Source organism: Enterococcus sp. AZ119 (assembly GCF_050546175.1).
Taxonomy (GTDB): domain Bacteria; phylum Bacillota; class Bacilli; order Lactobacillales; family Enterococcaceae; genus Enterococcus; species Enterococcus faecalis.
In genome coordinates this window covers 631,000-651,815 of record NZ_CP172951.1, presented here as the reverse complement: position 1 = coordinate 651,815, position 20,816 = coordinate 631,000, and the positions used below count along the sequence as shown (strand labels likewise).

Below are 20,816 nucleotides of genomic sequence, written 5' to 3'. Positions count from 1 at the left end.
GCATGATTGAAGTTACTACGCCAGGAAAGTTATTTATTGCAGGAGAATATGCCGTTGTTGAACCTGGCCACCCTGCCATTATCGTTGCTGTGGATCAATTCGTAACTGTAACTGTCGAAGAAACAACAGATGAAGGCAGTATTCAATCTGCACAATACAGCTCTTTACCTATTCGTTGGACACGCCGAAATGGTGAGCTCGTATTAGATATTCGCGAAAATCCTTTTCATTATGTTCTAGCGGCGATTCATCTAACTGAAAAATATGCGCAAGAGCAAAACAAAGAATTGTCATTTTATCATTTAAAAGTGACGAGTGAATTAGATAGTTCAAATGGACGAAAATATGGTCTTGGTTCAAGCGGTGCAGTAACCGTTGGAACTGTCAAAGCCTTGAATATTTTTTATGACTTAGGTTTGGAAAATGAGGAAATTTTCAAATTATCAGCATTAGCTCACTTAGCCGTTCAAGGAAATGGTTCTTGCGGAGATATCGCCGCCAGCTGTTACGGGGGCTGGATTGCCTTTTCAACCTTCGATCATGATTGGGTCAATCAAAAAGTAGCCACTGAAACATTAACTGATTTGTTAGCAATGGACTGGCCTGAATTAATGATTTTTCCGTTAAAAGTACCGAAACAACTACGTTTACTAATTGGTTGGACAGGTAGTCCTGCGTCCACTTCAGACTTAGTTGATCGAGTTCATCAATCAAAAGAAGAAAAACAAGCGGCTTATGAGCAGTTCTTAATGAAAAGTCGGCTTTGTGTCGAAACAATGATTAATGGCTTTAACACAGGAAAAATTTCTGTTATCCAAAAACAAATTACTAAAAATCGCCAATTGCTCGCCGAATTATCTTCACTGACTGGTGTGGTAATCGAAACAGAAGCCTTGAAAAATCTTTGTGATTTGGCTGAATCTTATACAGGAGCTGCGAAATCTTCTGGCGCTGGCGGGGGCGATTGTGGGATTGTAATTTTCCGCCAAAAATCTGGGATTTTACCATTAATGACTGCTTGGGAAAAAGACGGAATTACCCCACTGCCACTTCACGTCTATACCTATGGTCAAAAGGAGTGTAAGGAGAAGCATGAATCGAAAAGATGAACATCTATCATTAGCTAAAGCGTTCCACAAAGAAAAAAGTAATGACTTTGATCGTGTGCGTTTTGTTCACCAATCGTTTGCTGAATCCGCTGTTAACGAAGTGGATATTTCCACTTCGTTTCTTTCTTTTCAGCTTCCCCAACCTTTTTATGTCAATGCAATGACAGGTGGTAGCCAGCGTGCAAAAGAAATTAATCAGCAATTAGGCATTATTGCCAAAGAAACTGGCCTTTTAGTTGCGACAGGATCTGTCTCGGCAGCGTTAAAAGATGCTAGTTTAGCGGATACGTATCAAATTATGCGAAAAGAAAACCCAGATGGACTCATTTTTGCCAATATTGGTGCAGGCTTGGGTGTGGAAGAAGCAAAGCGAGCGCTTGATTTATTTCAAGCGAATGCCTTACAAATCCATGTAAATGTGCCCCAAGAATTGGTCATGCCTGAAGGAGATCGTGATTTCACTAATTGGCTAACCAAAATTGAAGCTATCGTACGGGCCGTAGAAGTGCCTGTTATTGTCAAAGAGGTTGGCTTTGGTATGAGCCAAGAAACCTTAGAAAAACTTACCTCTATCGGCGTTCAAGCAGCGGATGTGAGCGGCCAAGGCGGAACGAGTTTTACGCAAATTGAAAATGCCCGGCGGAAGAAACGCGAACTTTCTTTCTTAGATGATTGGGGGCAATCAACGGTCATCTCTCTTCTGGAATCACAAAATTGGCAAAAGAAGCTAACTATTCTTGGCTCTGGCGGTGTGCGTAACTCTCTTGATATTGTCAAAGGACTCGCTTTAGGTGCCAAAAGCATGGGAGTTGCTGGGACTATCTTAGCTTCCCTTATGAGTAAAAATGGTTTAGAAAATACCTTAGCCCTTGTACAGCAATGGCAAGAAGAAGTGAAAATGCTTTATACTCTTTTAGGAAAAAAGACGACAGAAGAATTGACGAGTACTGCACTTGTCCTCGATCCAGTTTTAGTTAATTGGTGTCATAACCGTGGCATCGACAGCACTGTTTTCGCAAAACGTTAAAGAGACCAGAACATTAATGTTCTGGTCTCTTTATTTGAGTTCTTTTATCCTACATAAGCATCTAAGATAATTTGTTTTAGTTCACTAATTAATGGTTCTTTCGGATTTGCAGTTGTACATTGGTCTTCATATGCAAGTTCTGCCATACGATCAACCGTTGTGTCTAATGTTTCTTGTGAGACACCTTGGGCTTTCAAGTTCATGTCAATTCCGACTGATTTACCTAAGTCTGCTACTGCTGTTGCTAAAGCTTCTACTAATTCTGCGGTAGTATTTCCTTTTAAGCCTAAGAATTTTGCAATGTCTGCATAATCAGTATCGGCGCGGAAGTAATCATATTTAGGGAACATTGCGTGTTTTGATGGATCTTTCGCATTGTAACGAATAATATGTGGTAATAAAATCGCATTTGTACGACCATGTGGAATGCCATATTCCCCACCAATTTTATGAGCGATAGAGTGACAAATACCTAAGAATGCATTAGCAAATGCCATCCCTGCCATGGTTGATGCATTATGCATTTTTTCACGAGATTCCATATCTGGACGTTTCACTGAATTTTCTAAATGATCGAAAACTAACTTGATTGCTTGTAAACTTAAACCACGTGTGTAATCTGAAGCCATCACGGAAACATAAGATTCAATAGCATGTGTTAAAACATCCATACCTGTATCTGCAGTGACTGAAGCTGGCACAGACATTACGAACTGTGGATCAACAATCGCTACATCTGGTGTTAACGCATAGTCTGCTAACGGATATTTCACGTGTGTTTCACTATCAGTGATAACGGCAAATGGTGTAACTTCTGAACCAGTTCCTGAAGTAGTTGGGATACAAACAAATTGTGTTTTTTCTGGTTTGGCAATTTTATATGTCCGTTTGCGGATATCTAAGAATTTTTGTTTTGCACCAAAGAACTCTGTATCTGGGTGTTCATAGAACATCCACATGCCTTTCGCCGCATCCATTGCAGAACCGCCACCCAAGGCAATCACTGTATCTGGTTGGAAATCAACCATCATTTTGGTACCTGCATAAACAGTATTTGTTGATGGGTTTGGTTCAACATCAGAAAATACTTCGATTTTCACATCATTTTTACGTTTTTGTAGCTCTTTACGTACGATATCTGCATAGCCAAATTGAACCATACCTGGGTCACAAACTAACATGACACGTTCAACATTTTCCATTTTTTGTAGATATTGTAAAGAATTTTTTTCAAAGAAAATTTTTGGAGGTAATTTAAACCATTGCATATTATTTCTCCGTTTCGCTACCGTTTTAATATTAATTAAGTTAATGGCTGATACGTTTTTAGAAACAGAGTTTTTCCCGTATGAACCACAACCAAGTGTTAAAGATGGAATCATTTCGTTATAAATGTTACCGATACCGCCTTCTGCTGATGGAGTATTCACTAAAATACGACAAGCTTTCATACGTAAACCAAAAGCAACTTGTAACTCTTCATCTTCTGTATGAATTACTGCTGTATGTCCTAAACCACCTAAGTTTAACATCGCTTCACATAGTTCAAAAGCATGCTCTGCATTGTTTGATTTCATCATTGCTAAAACTGGCGATAATTTTTCTCTTGATAATGGATATTCTGGACCTGCACCTTCTAATTCAGCGACTAAAATTTTTGTGCCTTTTGGTACGCTAATTCCTGCTAATTCAGCAATTTTTTCTGCAGAGTTACCGACAATCGCTGGATTTACTGCGTATTTGCCTTCATTCATCACTGCATCTTCTAGTTTTTGTAATTCATTCGGTTTCACGAAGTAAACATTGTGTGCTTCAAACTCAGCTTTGACAGAAGCATAAATTTCTTTATCCACAATGACCGCTTGCTCAGAAGCACAAATCATTCCATTATCAAATGATTTTGAAACAATTAAATCATTAACCGCACGTTTTACTTTAGCCGTTTTTTCAATATAAGCTGGTACGTTCCCAGGACCAACGCCTAGTGCTGGTTTACCTGTTGAGTACGCAGATTTTACCATGCCTGCGCCACCAGTTGCTAAAACAATGGCAATCCCTGGATGATTCATCAAAGCAGATGTTGCATCAATCGATGGTTGTTCAATCCATTGAATACAATTTTCTGGTGCACCTGCTGCAATCGCCGCATCTCGTACAATACGTGCCGCTTCTGCCGAACATTTTTGTGCGCTAGGATGGAAAGCAAAAACAATTGGATTTCTTGTTTTTAAGGCGATTAGTGATTTAAAAATAGTTGTTGACGTTGGGTTTGTTGTTGGTGTGACCCCACATACCACGCCAACTGGCTCAGCAATTTCCATTAAACCGGTTTGTTCGTCTTTGTTAATTACACCCACTGTTTTATCATGTTTAATATTATTCCAAATGTATTCAGATGCATACATATTTTTGATTGCTTTATCTTCATAGATTCCACGGCCAGTTTCTTCGACAGCCATTTTTGCTAAAGGCATATGTTGGTCTAACGCCGCCATCGCCATTTGATGGACAATGTGATCTACTTGTTCTTGTGTAAAATCTTCCATTGCTTTTAAAGCGACATTCGCTTTTGTTGCTAATTCATCAATCATTGATGAAACATCAACTGTTTCTGTCTTTTCTTTTTTTACTGTTTTAACCATGTTCATCCTCCTAAGAGTTTCATTTTAAAAAAACTTTGTTAACTATTTCACATTCACATCATACAACATAAAACGAATCTTGTAAATAGTTTTTGTGATTTTTTTCACAACTATTTATAATTTTTTTTTATCTCAAAAAAAAGACCTATTCTTTTTTCTAGAATAAGTCTTCAATATCATGCCAGTCCCTTAAAGGATTTTTTGATGTCTGTGCCAATAATTGTTGATAGTCAAAAAATTCATTCGGCTTAACCTTCTGAATGTCTTTGCGACAGTCTTTGACAGATAAATGGGTTTGTTTTTTCCAACGATAGGTGAGTAAATAAGTCAATAAATCTTCTTCGTTGATGGAAGAATAACCTAGTTCACGAAAATTTTGGCACTTCTTTTTAATACTTTTATTGAGCATTTTTTGTTGTAACCAACTTAATTTTTCCTTTGTCATGGGCTCTTCTCCTTCCAACCAAGCGAAAGATTGCTCACTTTTTAACTATCTTCCGACACTATAAAAAGGAACCTTTTTTGTAAACTTAATAGTTAAAAAGGACTTAGGACGTAAGTCCAAATGACCTACCTTCCTAGTCCTACATTTTAAGATAAACGACACGAGCGGAATAGGAATTATCTCTTCTTATTGGCTTTCTCGTGTGACTACTGGTCACAGTTTCGCCTTTGAAAAGCCTGTTCCGCTCTCTTTAACCATTAAATGAATCAGTTGATTCGTTTAGTCTTTCTTTTCTTTTGAAGGATCTGATGTTTCAGGAACTTCAGTTACTTCTTCTGTGACTGTCTCTTCAACTTCTGTGACTGGTACACTAGTTACTGCTGAATCATTTGTAACAGCAGTTCCAGGTGTTACAGTTCGAATTGCTGCACGGTCAAATTCTAAGACAATACCTTCGCAATCGATTAAAACTGTTTTTTCGTTGATTTCACTTAAAACACCATGTAAACCACCAATTGTGACAACACTATCGCCAGTTTTCATTGCGTTTAGTTGTTTTTGACGTTCTTGCTGTTGTTTCTTTTGAGAACGTGTCATGAAAAACATCATTCCTCCTAAAAGGACTAATGTAAAAATCATTGTAAATCCGCCACCCATTTGTTTCACCTCACTCTGCATTATTCACACTACTAACTGTATCAAAAAAATGCTTGAAGAACTAGTTTTTTCCTCTAATTTTTAGAAACTTTTTGCATTCGCTTTATTAAAGCCATATTCTTCAAAAAACGCTTGTCGGAATTCTAATAAATTGTCGTCCATAATTGCTTGACGGACATTTTTCATTAAGTCTAACAAGAAGTATAAATTATGATACGATGTTAAACGGATTCCGAATGTTTCATCACATTTAATCAAATGACGAATATAGGCCCGCGTATAATTACGACAAACATAACAATCACATTTTTCATCAAGCGGACGAAAATCTCTTGCATATTGGGCATTTTTAACAACCAAGCGACCTTGTGAAGTCATACAAGTACCATTGCGCGCAATACGTGTTGGTAACACACAATCAAACATGTCAATCCCACGAATCACTCCATCAATTAATGAATCAGGGGCACCCACACCCATTAAGTAACGTGGTTTATTTTCAGGAATTAACGGTGTCGTAAAGTCTAAGACTCGGTTCATTTCTTCCTTAGACTCACCAACAGATAAGCCACCAATCGAATAGCCAGGAAAATCCATACTCACTAAATCTTTAGCACTTTGACGACGTAAATCTTCAAATCCCGCACCTTGAACAATACCGAATAATCCCTGTCTATCAGGATTCGCATGGGCTTTTAAGCCACGCTCAGCCCAACGAGAAGTCCGTTCAATCGAGCGTTTGACATACTCATAGCTTTCATCAAATGGTGGACATTCATCAAAGCTCATCATAATATCTGATCCTAATTTATTTTGAATATTGATCGCTTTTTCTGGAGAAAGGAACATTTTTGAACCATTTAAATGATTTCTAAAATGCACACCTTCTTCTTCGATTTTCCGCATATCACTTAATGAGAAGACTTGGAAGCCACCTGAATCAGTTAAAATAGGTTGATCCCAGTTCATAAATTTGTGTAAACCGCCTGCTTCTTCGACTAAATCTTCACCTGGGCGTAACCATAAATGGTAAGTATTACTTAAAATAACACCGGCACCCATTTCTTTTAATTCTTCTGGTGACATTGTTTTAACTGTCGCAAGTGTACCTACCGGCATAAACATTGGTGTTGGAAATGTGCCGTGAGGAGTAATTAATTCACCTAAACGCGCACCTGTGTGTTTATCTTTTTTGATTAAACGATAACGAATGGCTGGTTCCGTCATTCATTTCCCTACTTTCTACTATAATTTGTCCTCCCATCATCATACTTTTTTTTTATTGAATTTGCAAGGATTTCTCAAGGTTTCTTTTTTCAAAAAAGGATCCTTAAAAAACAGCAACTAGTTCAAATAATTCAAATGAGCTAGTTGCTGTTTGGCACTTATTTTGTCGCTGTATATTTTTCTAAATCTTGCATCGCTGTTTTCACAATTTCAGGGGTAATTTTTTGTTTCATATAATGAATCGTTTCGCCTTCTATACAAGCACGTTCTGCTACTTCTTGATACTCGGCTTCAGTTAAGTCCATCTCCATTTCTTTTAAAGAAATAGGCAAACCTAGTTGGTGATAGAAAGGAATCAATTCATCGATTTCTTGCCATTTCTCTTCAATAGCTAATTGAACAAACACACCATACGCCACTTTGTTTCCATGTAATTGTCGATGGCTAGCTGGCAGCAAAGTTAGTGCATCATGAATGGAATGGGCACCTGCTGTCCGACCATAATCATCGCCAAAGCCACCCACCATTCCACCAATAATTAAATTCGTTTCGATGACATCAATAAACGATTGATTTAATTGCTGCTCTTCCATCGCTTTTAAAGCATTGATACTTTCATTTAACAAAATATCACGGCATTTTTCTGCGGCAAAATGAGAAACTTGAATAGGTAACACTTGGACGTCTAACTGCGAAATAATCGCATCTGCTTCGTACCATTTAGCTAATGTATCCCCAATACCTGCCACCATTAAGGACCGAGGCGAATGCAATAACACTCTTGGTTCTACCAACACCAAAGCGTTTGCTTGCGGAAAAACGTCATATCGTTCCATTGCTCCATCTTCTCGATACATTACACTCAATGGCGTGCACGGTGCACAAGTAGCTGCTAAAGTGGGCAAAATAATTACCGGTAACGCCATTTTGTGTGCTAAGGCTTTGCCCAAGTCGGCCACTTTTCCTCCACCAACAGCGACGATGGCCTCTAAATGATTGTCCAGCACTTGTGCTTCTAACTCTTGCACACGTTGATCTGTACAAACACCTCCATAGTTTTCAAAAACAACTGTTACTTTTTGAAACGTCGGAAAATACGGTTTTGCCGCTTGCCATGATTCAGTCCCATGTAAAATGAATACACGATGAATATTTCTGCATAATAGTTGTCCTTCTAATAATTCCCACGAACCAATTTCGCAAAGATACTCTTGTGGTGTCCCTCTCACAATTAATGATTGTTCCATCTTGAAAATCCCCTTCATTTTTGACTTTTGAAAATTTTTTTGAAAAAGTTGTATTTTTTCAACTCTACTACTTTTCCTTTTACATATTCTATGATATGATAAACCACATCATAACACAATAAATTTTTATACATTTATTCGCTTTTTTTGAATATTTATAAAAATAATACAAAAAGGAGTTTACGCAAATGACCAAATGTAAAAAATGGCTACAGACGATTTTACCAATTTTATTCTTGTTGCTCTCATTATTACCTATTAAAGAAACTTTTGCAGCCGAAAACGATCCAGTCTATGACAAAATCATCCAAAAGGGAGAACTAGTTGTCGGCTTATCCGCAGACTATGCCCCTTATGAATTTCATGCAAAAGTAGATGGTGAAGATAAAATTGTCGGTTTTGATATTTCTATTGCTCAAAAAATTGCCGACGATTTAGGCGTTAAATTAAAAATCGAAGAACTAGGCTTTGATGCTCTGTTAGGGGCCTTAAAAACTGGCAAGATTGACATGGTCATCTCTGGCATGTCGCCAACGCCTGAACGATTAAAAGAAGTAGCTTTTTCTCAACCATATATGAACGTTCAACAAAGAGTCATTGTTCGGAAAGAAGACAAAGATAAATTTCATTCCACTAAAGATTTCGAAGGCGTTCGTGCAGGTGCCCAAAAGCAAACGACACAAGAAGAATTAATTAAAACCGAATTAACCGGTGCTGTCCCTACTTCTCTTCAAAAAATTCCAGATTTAATTATGAATCTAAAAAATAATAAATTAGATGCAGTCGTTATGGAAGAACCGGTTGGCGAAGCCTATGTTTCTCAAAATGAGGATTTAGCTTTTGCTGATGTTACCTTTGAAAAAGGCTCAAAAGATACTGCCGTTGCTTTTCCTAAAGATGCGCCTGTTTTGACGGAGAAAGTAAATGCCTCTATTAAACAAATTAATGATCAAAAATTAATGGACGGTTATAAAAAAGAAGCCAATCAATTAATGTTCCAAAAAGATCAAAGCTTTTTACAAAAGTATGGAAAGTTCTACCTTAACGGTGCGGGCTATACCATTTTCCTAGCTTTCATTGGTGTTTTGTTTGGTGCCATTTTAGGGGCATTACTTGCCTTAATGAAGTTAGCCAATTCCAAAATTTTACGTGGCATTGCCATTGCTTATATTGAATATGTTCGTGGCACTCCTTTGCTTGTTCAAATTTTTATTGTCTATTTCGGGACAGGCGTTCTTGGTTTAGACTTATCAAAAGTAGCAGCTGGTTGTATTGCCCTTTCTTTAAACAGTGGTGCATATGTAGCAGAAATTATTCGTGCTGGTATTCAGGCAGTTAATAAAGGACAATTGGAAGCTGCTCGTTCTTTGGGAATGAATCAAAACCAAGCAATGCGATACATCATTTTCCCACAAGCTATTAAAAATATTTTACCAGCGTTAGGCAATGAATTTGTTACAGTAATTAAAGAATCTTCCGTTGTTTCAGTCATTGGTGTTTCAGAACTAATTTTCCAAGCTGGCAACGTTCAAGGAGCAAGTTTTAAACCCTTCCTACCTTACTTAATTGTATCGTTGATTTATTTCGTCCTAACCTTTACTATCTCGCGTCTATTAGGTGTTGCTGAAAGGAGAATGAGTACTAGTGATTAACATTAAAAACTTACAGAAAACATTTGGAAAAAATGAAGTACTTAAAGGAATTGACTTAGAAATTGAAGCTGGTGAAGTTGTCGTAATTATTGGCCCTTCTGGTAGTGGTAAAAGTACTTTTTTACGTTGCTTGAACTTATTAGAAACACCAACTGGTGGCAGCGTTGAATTTGAAGGAAAAAATTTATTAGATAAAAATACCAACATTGATCAACTTCGTCAAAAAATGGGAATGGTATTCCAAAATTTCAATCTTTTCCCGCATAAAAATGTCTTGGAAAACTTAACGATTAGTCCTGTTAAAGTAAAAAAAGAAGCCGCTTCTGAAGCCACAGAACATGCTCTTTCTTTACTGGAACAAGTTGGTTTATCAGATAAAAAAGAAAATTATCCCTCTCAACTTTCTGGTGGGCAACAACAACGGGTAGCGATTGCTCGTGCTTTAGCCATGCGCCCTGACGTGATGCTGTTCGATGAACCAACTTCTGCCTTAGACCCTGAAATGGTGGGCGAAGTGCTATCCGTTATGAAAAATTTAGCTATTGAAGGGATGACAATGGTGGTGGTTACCCACGAAATGGGCTTCGCAAAAGAAGTTGCGGACCGTGTCATTTTTATGGATGCAGGAATCATTCAAGAAGAAGGCACACCTGAAGAAATTTTTGATGCGCCACAAAACCCAAGAACACAAGATTTTCTAAGAAAAGTTTTATAAAAAGGAGCACCTGGTATGGATCGCAAGAATATCGCAACACGTTACCAACAACCTACTGAAAATTTACTCATGGATATTGCAACATTAGCGAAAAAGACCCCAAATTTAATCGATTTATCGATTGGTGACCCTGACTTAATTACCGATGAGCGGATTATCGAACAAGCAGCTAACGATGCCAAAAATGGGCATACAAAATATACCGCTTCTGATGGTAGCGAGGCATTCATTGAGGCGGTCATTCAGTTTTATCAGTCACATTATCAATTATCTTTTCAACCGAATCAAGTCCGGGCCACAGTTGGCGCTCTGCACGGAATGTACCTTGCCTTACAAGTTATTCTAAATCCTGGAGATGAAGTGATTATTCATGAACCTTATTTCTCTCCTTATAAAGACCAAGTCCTTTTAGCAGATGGCGTTCCGGTCTTTTTACCAACCTATGAAGAAGATGGTTTCCAAATTGATGTAGCTCTTTTGAAAGAAAAAATCACGCCTAAAACCAAAGCGATTATTCTTAATTCACCGAATAACCCAACAGGCGCTGTTTTCTCTGAAGAAACTTTCAGAGAAATCGCACAGGTAGCGATTGAACACAACTTATACATTCTTTCAGATGAAGTTTATGAAGCCTTTTGTTTCCAAGAAACGTTTACTCCCATGGCTACGTTTGCTCCAGAAAATACTATCACTTTTTGTAGCTTTTCAAAAGCCTTTGCAATGACTGGTTGGCGTATTGGTTATATGATTGCCCCAGACTATATTAACGAAGTAGCCAAATTAATTAATGAAGGCGTTACGTATTCTGCGCCTACGTTGTCACAGCAAGCAGGAATCTATGCGTTACAACATTTTGACGAATTTGTAGACCCAATCGTTGAAGTGTTCCAAACACGTTTAGAGTATGTGGCCCAACGAGTAGCAAAGATCCCTTTCCTTTCGCTTCATCCAGTCAAAGGAAGTATTTACGCCTTCATTAATATTCAAAAAACTGGACTAACTTCCGTTCCTTTTGTGGAAAAGCTTTTAAAAGAGACACAGGTATTAGTGATTCCTGGAAAAGCATTTGGTGAAACAACGGGCGATGAGTACATTCGTTTAGCCGCAACACAAAATTTAGATTTATTAAAGGAAGCGTTCGATCGAATTGAAAGAATGACCTTTGAATAAAAAAGCTTCTGCATTAGCTAATAATCATAGCTAATGCAGAAGCTTTTTAGATTTCTTCTATCAATTCAATCGCTTGCCCACCAACATGCGGTGGAATCGACATAGTCATCGGTGGCAAGCCCACGACTGTGAAACGGACTTTGGTCCCTTTTTTCAAGTGAGACAGTGGGATACTTTCCTCTAACTGTTCAACAAGTATGTTTAAAATTACCCCTTGAGAAAATAAGGGCACAATGGATTCTGGATCACTTTCTGCTTGGATATTTTCTAAATGTAATCGCATTGACAATGGCTGCGTCTCATTTAACACACCAGCCTCTACTAATTTCCCTGTAAAAACAGCAATTTTTTCAGTCATTTGTTTGCCTCCTTTTTAAACATCATATTGAAGAGAATTAATTCCATCCCCTAAAAATTCTGAAGCGTTGTTAAATTCGGCAGGATCATATTTGGTATAGGAAACTTGTAATGTCAAAGTAATATTCCTTAAGGTTTCAGAATGGGCAAATTTCTCTTGAGCTTGTTGTTTGAATTCTTTTCTAGTAGTGTATCCGTCATCCCCATCGCGGAAAATTAATAACGCCCAAGTCGGCGGTGTGCCGTCGATAAAGTATGGTAAGAAGCGATCATCCGTTGTCTCTTTAATCGCCGCTGTCACGATTTGTAGCAATTCATTCTTTTGTTCAGGACTTAATAAGTTACGAATACTTTCCCAATAGGCCACTCGGATCACGACTAAATATAACGGCGCTTCATAACGTGTAGAAATGTCAGAAAATAAATCGAATCCTTCTTCGTACATTTTTGCTGTTCTTAAATTAGTTACTGCATCTAACGCATTTAACCGTGAAGTTTCTTTACGTAAGCGAATATTTTCTTCTTCAATCGTACGAATTTGGTAAGTCACTGCATAGATTGTTAAACAGTAGAGCGGCGGCATGATTAGCCAAAATAATGAGCCATAGCTAAACAAATCATGATAGACATACTGATAGACAACATAAGTCAATTGTAGAAAAATAAATATAAGCGAAAATGTTAACCCCGCTGTAATTCCTACAAAATAGGTAACGATAATTAAGATAACTGAAATTAATAGACAACTTAAGTCCACAAAGAAATCATTCGTTCCTAAGGCCATAAAGATGGTTGTGCCGACAACCAAAACAATTCCTACTAACAAAGTTAAATCCAAAAGTAAGGTCACTCGTTTTTGATTCACTCTATTCCCCACCTTTCAAATTCTTCTTCACGATGAAGAACGCACTTAATCCAATAATAGTCATACCAATTAAGAAGACAAATAGATAAATCATTAATTTATGATTATTGACAATTCGTTTACCTAATGATTCGTTGCTAACGTTGCTTACACGTTTTTTGAAACGATAATCATAGCGACGATAGTTCGGATCGACCACAATGGCATCTCCTTTGTACATAGAAGTATTCTTCTCTGTATTCACTTGTGTAGAGGCTAAAAAGACACCTTGTGATTTAGCTCCTGTTAAGATTAACGCCGCGGCTTTCGCATTATATGGAGAAAACATTAACTGCGCCGTACCGATTTGTTTACCATAATCTTTTTCAATGCTCAGTTTCTCGTTTGAAACAAAACGTGTGAAGTCCTTATCATAATGGAAATATAACTGATCGTTTAACTTACGAATCATCGGATTATCCTTAGGCGTACCAAAAATAATCAAGTTATGATTTTCTAATGCCGCATTTTTAGGCGCTTTTTTATAATACGTAATCTCACCGACATTACTTTCGGCATAATTACCAATTAAGTTAAATAGATTGGTCAACACTTTAAAATAGTTGTCGTCCATTTTTTCTGGTAATAAAATCGCTAAATCAGCAAAAGAACGGCTTCTGATAAAAATGTTCGGATAGTTATTAAATAATATGTCATTCAGTTCTTCTGTTTGAATAAACGCATTCGAATTATTTTCAATAAAGGCCCATGGAGTCTGACCATTTCGTAAAACTTCTGGTGATTTAACATTCAAATCAAAAGCAACTTTTAAAACAAAACTATCAGCAATTTCTAAGTTCTTTGGAAATTCGAGATTTAATTCATCACCGTTCGCACGAGCAGCGGTTAATTTCTTGCTGCCAATTGGTTTATCATTGGCATAGACCGTCACTAAAGAAGAATCAAAATCTAAGTTTTCAGCGTATTTAAAATGTAAATGCACGCGACTTCCATTGGCATTGTTTCGATCCACTGGTAAATTGACAAAGTACGTTTGTTCTTGGTGATAGGCCCCTTCTAGTTTGTCCCCCGTTGATGTTAATGGATAATTTCCATCAAATTCTAAAGTTGAACTAAACGTATCGGTATTCTCATCAACTGTTGTCTCTTCTTTATCTGTTTGGGTCATTAATTCATAGTTTGCTAAATAACGTCCCGCACGAACAAGTAAGTCCTCATCTTTAGAAGTAGCTACTAAAACATGCTTATCTGGTTGATTGAAAAATTTTAAGACAGCCTGGTCCTCCACGCGTTTGCTATCAATTTGACTTTTATACTGATCTGGTAATTTATCATAGCTGGCAATAATCAACTGATAGGGTGCAGACTGTTCTTTGTTCAAAGAAGCCATTGGCAACAATTCTTCTGAGGTAGTAATCAAACGAGCAGCGCCAGCTAACGCATGGGTCGCTGCAGCTAATTCTTTTTCCGATGCATTTTCTGGTGTCAAAATAACACTGTGTTTATTCGCAATCGTGTCTGCTCCCACAAAATGATTATAAAAAGAATGAATCGTATTCTTTGGTAATTGTAAATCGTATTGGAAGTTTACGTTAGATCCTTCATACATCGTTAACCAATTTGCTGGAGTTTCAATTAAATTATACATGTCGTTTCCTGCCTGATTAATAATTTGGCCTTCAACAGTCAATGTATTTGTCTCTTTAATCAGTTCCAAAGGGATTTCAATCGTCTTTTGTTGAATACCAGTCGTATTTTCAGGACGCCAAGAATAAAACTTCACACCATTAACCGCCACAGTTAAATCTGAGGTCTGATTATTTTTTAATTGTGTGATTTGGTAGGTCATATTGAATGATGCTTTTTTAACGTTCCAATAATCAATTTTTGTAAAATACATGGTGCTACGGACAGAAGTACCTGTTAAAGAGATTGTTTTATTTTGAAAAGGTTGTGTAAAGGTATGGTTGTCTTGTTCTTTGTTTTCGGCGTATACGGTCGGACTTGCGACACCAATCAGAATTGCCAGAAAGAACAACCCTATTAAAGTGACTGTTTTTTGTTTCATTGCACGTTTCCTCCTTATTTAAATCGTTCAGTTTTGTACCATTTTGTTTGTGTTTGTTTATGAAAAACATTTTCTTTAATATACATCACCATGCCATAAGCGGCGACTACTAGCCACATCTGACTGTATGTAATATACATCAAGGCAATAATTAAGATATTCTCTAAAGTCATTTCGCCTTTTTCGGTCGTAATACTGACAAAAGTACTGAAAATAAATAACAAAATCGCTAACAACCACAAGGAATTGCTAAATCCTTGCAGGGTCGTTGTTAAGTAACCAGACATTGATAAAACTAACATGATGTCTGACAAAACGAGCGATGTCATTAAGAGAAAATAAATGGACAAGAAATATAAAATATCAAAACGGATCCGACTCGCTTTAGGATTAAACAATAATTTAGCATTTTTAACAATGACATAAATATTGCCTTTGACCCATCGCGTCCGTTGTCGGAACCAAACTGACAAAGTTTGTGGCTCTTGCTCCCACGTCACTGCTTTTGGTTGAAACTTAATTTTATAGCCCATCATATAGATGCGGAAACTGATTTCTGTATCTTCGGCTAACGCTTTGTCATCCCAGCCGCCAATGGCTTCAATAATACTACGACGAACAATGAAATTTGTGCCAGGAATCGTGCATAACTTAAATAATTGAAAACGACCGGCTTGTGCCATCCATTGAAAGGCCAGTGTTTCGATATTAATAAAGCGTGTCAACAAGCTTGCATTGCGATTTCTCGTTCTAAATTTACCAATAACCGCGCCGTATTCCTCACTAGCGATTAACTCTCCAACTAAATAACGGAGTGCATTCGGTTCAGGTGTATTGTCCGCATCATAAATGGCAATCACGTCCCCCTTGGCTTGCTTGAAACCAATGTTTAAGGCATTAGACTTACCTTTCCCACCTGTTATATTGTCTGTATTAATAATCTGCAAATTTCGATTAACCGCCTTTTTTTGGACATTCGCTAAAAGCTCAGCACTATTATCACTTGAGTTGTCATTAATCACAATAATTTCATAGCGATCTTGCGGATAATTAAAATTCAATAACGCTTCAACTGTCCGCACAATGACAATTCCTTCATTATGGGCCGGCACCATAATTGAAACAAACGGCGCGTCTTCGTCCTCTACAGGTGGTGGTGCGACAGGATCTGTTTTTAAATAATAAACATAGCCAAAAATAACTAAGAGAATATTTACAATTAGTAGACTCCAAATAATGATAGTTGCTGTTAACATTACAATGTCAGCAATGGTCATTTGTCTTCCTCCTTATTAATATATTTCGACCGATAATTCTTTCGTCCAATCATAAACAAAATAATCAGGATGATTAAAGTCAGCGTGACAACGCCAATCAAAATATTGTTTGTAATACTGAAAAAGAATGAAAATAAGCCTGTAAATCGTTGTTTTTCAACTGTTGAGGCCCCTGTATCAGCCAAACCATTGACAATTTGATTGTTTAAGAAGAACCGATTATTCCGAAATTCGATTTTCTGCGTTTGTGTTTGAACAGTGAAATGTTGATCCGCTTCTGAAACACTAAACACTATTGGTGCTTCCTTGACTTCTTGAATTAGATGATCCACTTCTTTTTTAGAATTTGGAAATGAAAAACTAATGGTGGTCGGCATTGGAAATCGATAGTCATTCGGATTATCTTTATCCGTCCATTCAATCCCCGATAAATAATCATACGGTAAATCAAACAAAGCATTCTTATAAGTGATTGATTCTCCCGTTTGGTTCCGATAAAAAACGCGTTCAATCGGCGGATTTTCTCTTAGAATCACTGTATCACTAATTGCTAGACCATCCTCTTGGTATTGAAGGTCTTGATTCCAGTATCCTGGAGCAGAAATGCCTACTGGATAGACATGTCTGTCGACCAATAAACTAATCTGCTGCTCCATCAATTGTTTCAAGGCACGTTGGTCATTTAAATCAACATTGTTAACGACCGGTGTTTCTAAGAAAATAACCCCCGTCGAAGCAAACGCACGTAACGCATTCGTAAATAGTTTATAAGGTAAAATCGTATTGTTTTGTGAAACGCTCGTACTGGATAAAATATAAGGATACGTGGTTTTAACTAATTCTTCTTGCAAATAGGTTGCCACAGACATATCTCTTAACGGGTTAAAATCAGAAATCGTCAAAAACGGCCGTGACATTTTTTCACTTTCCAGCCATTGACTAATCACGTCCAAGCTTTCTAAAAAAACAGCGCCTTTGCGTTCAAACATTGGTAGAAAAGCATGCCCATTCTCAATTACACCAAATGGATATTCTTCTGGTGCTAATTCTTGTGTTTTTAATCGGCCAACTGTCTGACCTTGCGTATTTTCCAGCACAACTGATTGATCTTGAAAAGGCAATACTTGAGAAAAGCGGTTTTTTTCATCTTCTAACCGATATTGACGATGACTTAATTCTTTCCATGTACCGCTAAAATATTGTTTTTCATCGTCACGCATGTTTCGACCAATGTGTAATTGTTTGCCTTTAAAATGAACTCGATCTGCTAGAAAATTAGAGGCAATAACGCCGGCTTGTTCAGGCCAATTCACCATAGAAATCAAACTGTCATAGCCATCATTTAGCAATTCTCCAGGCACATAGTCTGACACCGCCACGCTCTGAACTTCTACTCCAAAACTCGTCAACACTCGTTGTAAAGCATCCACATCATTTTCTTTTTTCCCAGCAATATTCAAGCTGTCATAGACAAGTAAGACATGTTTACTTGGTGCAGCCAGCGCCGGTTTGGCAAAGCCAAAAAAAACGAAAAAGAGTAAGAAACACACCCAGCCAATAAGATATTGTTTATTTTTCAATTCCCTCTACCTCCCCAATGACTTGTGGTGTTGTATCTTGCCACATTCGTTTACCAATAACATCAGAAACAATTTGTAACAAGAGAAAATCTAAAAATACTGAGACTAAAAACAAATGACGTACTAAGTCACTATCCCCATCAATAATAATTGTTGAAATGAAAACAACTAATAAATTAAGATATATCCCTGTCATTAAAAAGAAGCGAAAAACTAATCTGGGTTCGTTTCTCTTGAGTCCTCTGTATAAACCAACGCCATATAAACCAAACAGAATCACGCCTAATAATAGATAGAAAGCAAAGTTTTTAGGGAAAAAACTGGCTTTAATACGGTTATACACCATAAAAAATTTAGATTGTTCCAGCGGTGCACGCCCCGTCGTTTTCTCAAAATTCCCCACATTATTAGGCTTTACTAAGTAAACATTTGGGACCGCTGAATTCAGTCCTTGCCATAATTCAGATGGATAATTTAAATAATTCAATAACACCCATCCAAAACTCGTTTTATCAAAAAAATCTTTTTTCATTTGTTCAGAAGTTGGTGATACAGGACTGTATTCTTCAAAGTAGGAACGTCCCTTTTGCAACCCATATTGCGGGTTGATTCCGCCCTCTGACATCCGTTTATCTGGAACCTTACTATCCTTCATTACACCGCGCGTCATACTGTGGTAGACATCACGTTCATAGATATCGTTAGGAACGATAAAAGCTGCTAACGTTGTAAAACCAATCAACGCAATTAAAAAGGCCGTCATTGACAATCGTTGGTAACGTTGTGACAAGTAGACAAAAAATCCTAATCCAGCAATAATTACGCCAATAATCAGCAAATATTCTTGGCGTGTTGTTCCTATTAAAAGTACTACTGCTTGTGCCAAGATAACTAAAACTATTCTTCTGAGCCAAGTTCGTGGTTTCGTCACCCGATAAAAATAGACTGAAAATGCTAAGACACTCACAGAAAGTAAAAAACTCGTCGCTTCTGTATAAAAGGAATTAAAATAAATCGTATAGGAGGTATCCCCCAAGATGAAAATAACCAACAAGGAGATAAGATAACTTTTTTTCAAAGATACGCCTTCGGTTAAGCCTCGTACCAGAATATAAATTGACACTAAAAAACAACTAAGATAAACGAAACCTAAGAAACGAATATCGAAAAGTGTTTGACTATAAAAAAGTTTATTAAGCCAAATGGCAATGGTGATGAAAAATTGTTGAGTGGAAACAAAGTGCGTCGTTGTTTCATTAAAATAACGCATAATCGAAAAGTCCTTAACAAAATAGGCCACATTGTCGTAGCTATCACCATTGACACGATAAAGACTATTTGAATTTAACACACGAAAATACTCGCCATTATCTCCCAAGCCATTAATCGGATAAACGAATAACAAAATGCTTGTCACTAACCCAATCCCTAAAACGGCCAAAAGACTTGGAGAAATATAACGACTCAACCATTCAAAAGCCGAGTTCATGTATTTTTTGATCTTTTCCATGCTTTCACCTCATCTAGAAATCATAGGCCAAAAGAGCCATTAAGTTATTATAGGAATAGACTTGTTTCGTAACTTTATCACCAAATCCTCCATAAATCGGACTGCTTGAATCCATAATTTGAAAATTATTAAGTACTGTAATTGCCGCACGATACAACTCTTTGTCATTTTCGGCAACACCAATTAAAGCCGCTATCGCATAACTGGCTGCAGATTGATTTTTATCCACGGGCGATCCATTTAAATCATACGAGTTAAATAGCGTTCCTTGCTGAACTTGTTTTCGTACAAAATCAATACTAGTCTGTTTCGCCATACCCACTTCACTTAAATGAACAATCGTTAATAAAGATTCAATAATATTAAGTGTTCCGTTGTTTTCGTATTTATTTGTTTGATGATTAAACTTCGTTTGATAAAGAGGTAAATCATCAGAAATATAGCCATCGTCTATTAATTGGTAATGATATTGCAAATAGTCTGCTGAAATCCCAAATTCTTTGTATAAATAACCCAGCGTAATTAAGTCAATATAAAACAAAGAAGTTTCTGAAGACTGTTGTTTTGATTTACTATCGTAAAAATCAATTAGAATATTATCTTTCATAGAGGTTTTCATAAAACTCTTGCCTAATTTTTTAATTTCTTGATCGTACTGATCTGTTTTAAAATGACCCCCTGCTTCAATTAATGAACGAATGATCCGTAAATCATCAATCGAGGCATTGACATTGTATTTATTGCCTTGTTCGTCAATTCGGTAACTAAATTGGACGCCGTCGTAAAAGGTGTCTTTCGTCTGCTTGTAAAAATTATCAAAACGTCCCTGCGTATCAAAAGCTAAATTACGCAAATATAGACCTGAAGACTCACTTAGCAGCTCATGTCCTGTGGCGACATCTTTGCGTTCAGCATCTGGTAAATAGTTGGTTAAAAAACCGCCGTCTGTTTTGAGCCGGGTTTCAATAAAAAACTTCAACAAATCTTTGCGTTCAGCGGTTTCTTTTGTGTGAAATTCATGTTTTGTTAAAAAATGTTGTTTGTCTGTCGACATTAAGCGTTGAATTTTTGGATTCACTTTTTCCACCTCTACTTTATAGGATTTTTCTCTAAACAAAAGAAAATATCCTCCCAGAAGCACCACGAATACCCCAATAAAAATCCAAAGTTTTCTCTTCATTGTTACGCCTCTTTTCCTCACTTCTTTATTGTCAGTGTACACAAAAGTACTTGTTTTTGCGAAACTTACGCTACCTCTTCAAGCACAA

17 protein-coding genes are annotated in these 20,816 nt (G+C 37.1%); 5 read left to right on the top strand and 12 right to left on the bottom strand.

The features are described 5' to 3' along the window. Positions 1-2: 2 nt before the first annotated feature. Both IGL37_RS03130 and fni read left to right on the top strand, forming a co-directional pair. A complete protein-coding gene (locus IGL37_RS03130; protein ID WP_002355777.1) occupies positions 3-1,109 on the top strand; it encodes a phosphomevalonate kinase in 1,107 nt (368 codons plus the stop codon). After that, positions 1,093-2,136, top strand: a complete 1,044-nt coding sequence (gene fni, locus IGL37_RS03125; RefSeq protein ID WP_033917997.1) for a type 2 isopentenyl-diphosphate Delta-isomerase — start codon at positions 1,093-1,095, stop codon at positions 2,134-2,136. The genes IGL37_RS03130 and fni overlap by 17 nt, the downstream gene beginning before the upstream one ends. 44 nt (positions 2,137-2,180) lie before the next feature. On the opposite strand, the gene adhE is transcribed toward fni, so the two are convergent. The 5 genes from adhE to IGL37_RS03100 all read right to left on the bottom strand — a co-directional run bounded on the left by adhE (position 2,181) and on the right by IGL37_RS03100 (position 8,372). Then, positions 2,181-4,778 carry a bifunctional acetaldehyde-CoA/alcohol dehydrogenase gene (gene adhE / locus IGL37_RS03120; protein WP_002388933.1) on the bottom strand — a complete coding sequence of 866 codons (2,598 nt, stop codon included), beginning with the start codon at positions 4,776-4,778 and terminating at the stop codon, positions 2,181-2,183. Between the two features lie 157 nt (positions 4,779-4,935). Next, the gene (locus IGL37_RS03115; protein ID WP_002355774.1) at positions 4,936-5,241 is read right to left on the bottom strand and encodes a post-transcriptional regulator; all 306 of its coding nucleotides are present in this window, start codon (positions 5,239-5,241) and stop codon (positions 4,936-4,938) included. Between the two features lie 261 nt (positions 5,242-5,502). Beyond that, positions 5,503-5,901: a preprotein translocase subunit YajC gene (yajC, locus tag IGL37_RS03110; protein ID WP_002383336.1), complete on the bottom strand. Its 399-nt coding sequence runs from the start codon at positions 5,899-5,901 to the stop codon at positions 5,503-5,505. 60 nt (positions 5,902-5,961) lie between these two features. Beyond that, on the bottom strand, positions 5,962-7,107 hold the full coding sequence (gene tgt, locus IGL37_RS03105) for a tRNA guanosine(34) transglycosylase Tgt (RefSeq protein ID WP_002355772.1): 1,146 nt from the start codon (positions 7,105-7,107) through the stop codon (positions 5,962-5,964). 158 nt (positions 7,108-7,265) lie between these two features. Then, a complete protein-coding gene (locus IGL37_RS03100) occupies positions 7,266-8,372 on the bottom strand; it encodes an iron-containing alcohol dehydrogenase family protein (RefSeq protein WP_033917996.1) in 1,107 nt (368 codons plus the stop codon). Between the two features lie 170 nt (positions 8,373-8,542). On the opposite strand from IGL37_RS03100, the gene IGL37_RS03095 reads away from it, so the two are divergent. The 3 genes from IGL37_RS03095 to IGL37_RS03085 are packed head-to-tail and all read left to right on the top strand — an operon-like array spanning position 8,543 to position 11,891. Then, positions 8,543-10,006, top strand: coding sequence for an ABC transporter permease subunit (locus IGL37_RS03095; RefSeq protein WP_002355770.1), 1,464 nt, complete (start codon positions 8,543-8,545; stop codon positions 10,004-10,006). Continuing rightward, the gene (locus tag IGL37_RS03090; RefSeq protein WP_002361352.1) at positions 9,999-10,721 is read left to right on the top strand and encodes an amino acid ABC transporter ATP-binding protein; all 723 of its coding nucleotides are present in this window, start codon (positions 9,999-10,001) and stop codon (positions 10,719-10,721) included. The genes IGL37_RS03095 and IGL37_RS03090 overlap by 8 nt, the downstream gene beginning before the upstream one ends. A 15-nt stretch (positions 10,722-10,736) precedes the next feature. Continuing rightward, positions 10,737-11,891 (top strand): pyridoxal phosphate-dependent aminotransferase, encoded by a 1,155-nt coding sequence (locus tag IGL37_RS03085; protein WP_430598811.1) that lies wholly within the window; start codon positions 10,737-10,739, stop codon positions 11,889-11,891. A gap of 46 nt (positions 11,892-11,937) precedes the next feature. Here IGL37_RS03085 and IGL37_RS03080 read toward each other — a convergent pair whose 3' ends face one another. The 7 genes from IGL37_RS03080 to IGL37_RS03050 are packed head-to-tail and all read right to left on the bottom strand — an operon-like array spanning position 11,938 to position 20,770. Then, positions 11,938-12,249 (bottom strand): hypothetical protein, encoded by a 312-nt coding sequence (locus IGL37_RS03080; protein WP_033917995.1) that lies wholly within the window; start codon positions 12,247-12,249, stop codon positions 11,938-11,940. A gap of 15 nt (positions 12,250-12,264) precedes the next feature. Next, the gene (locus IGL37_RS03075; RefSeq protein ID WP_002385041.1) at positions 12,265-13,125 is read right to left on the bottom strand and encodes a hypothetical protein; all 861 of its coding nucleotides are present in this window, start codon (positions 13,123-13,125) and stop codon (positions 12,265-12,267) included. Further along, complete coding sequence (locus tag IGL37_RS03070; protein WP_002361348.1) at positions 13,115-15,181, bottom strand: cellulose biosynthesis cyclic di-GMP-binding regulatory protein BcsB; 2,067 nt, start codon at positions 15,179-15,181, stop codon at positions 13,115-13,117. Before IGL37_RS03070 ends, IGL37_RS03075 begins: the two co-directional genes overlap by 11 nt. A 14-nt stretch (positions 15,182-15,195) precedes the next feature. After that, on the bottom strand, positions 15,196-16,458 hold the full coding sequence (locus IGL37_RS03065; RefSeq protein WP_002355764.1) for a glycosyltransferase: 1,263 nt from the start codon (positions 16,456-16,458) through the stop codon (positions 15,196-15,198). Beyond that, positions 16,455-18,038: a hypothetical protein gene (locus IGL37_RS03060; protein WP_281517340.1), complete on the bottom strand. Its 1,584-nt coding sequence runs from the start codon at positions 18,036-18,038 to the stop codon at positions 16,455-16,457. Before IGL37_RS03060 ends, IGL37_RS03065 begins: the two co-directional genes overlap by 4 nt. Beyond that, positions 18,028-19,548 (bottom strand): membrane protein, encoded by a 1,521-nt coding sequence (locus IGL37_RS03055; protein WP_002385037.1) that lies wholly within the window; start codon positions 19,546-19,548, stop codon positions 18,028-18,030. Before IGL37_RS03055 ends, IGL37_RS03060 begins: the two co-directional genes overlap by 11 nt. Before the next feature lie 13 nt (positions 19,549-19,561). Beyond that, complete coding sequence (locus tag IGL37_RS03050) at positions 19,562-20,770, bottom strand: hypothetical protein (RefSeq protein ID WP_002385036.1); 1,209 nt, start codon at positions 20,768-20,770, stop codon at positions 19,562-19,564. Positions 20,771-20,816: the final 46 nt, after the last annotated feature.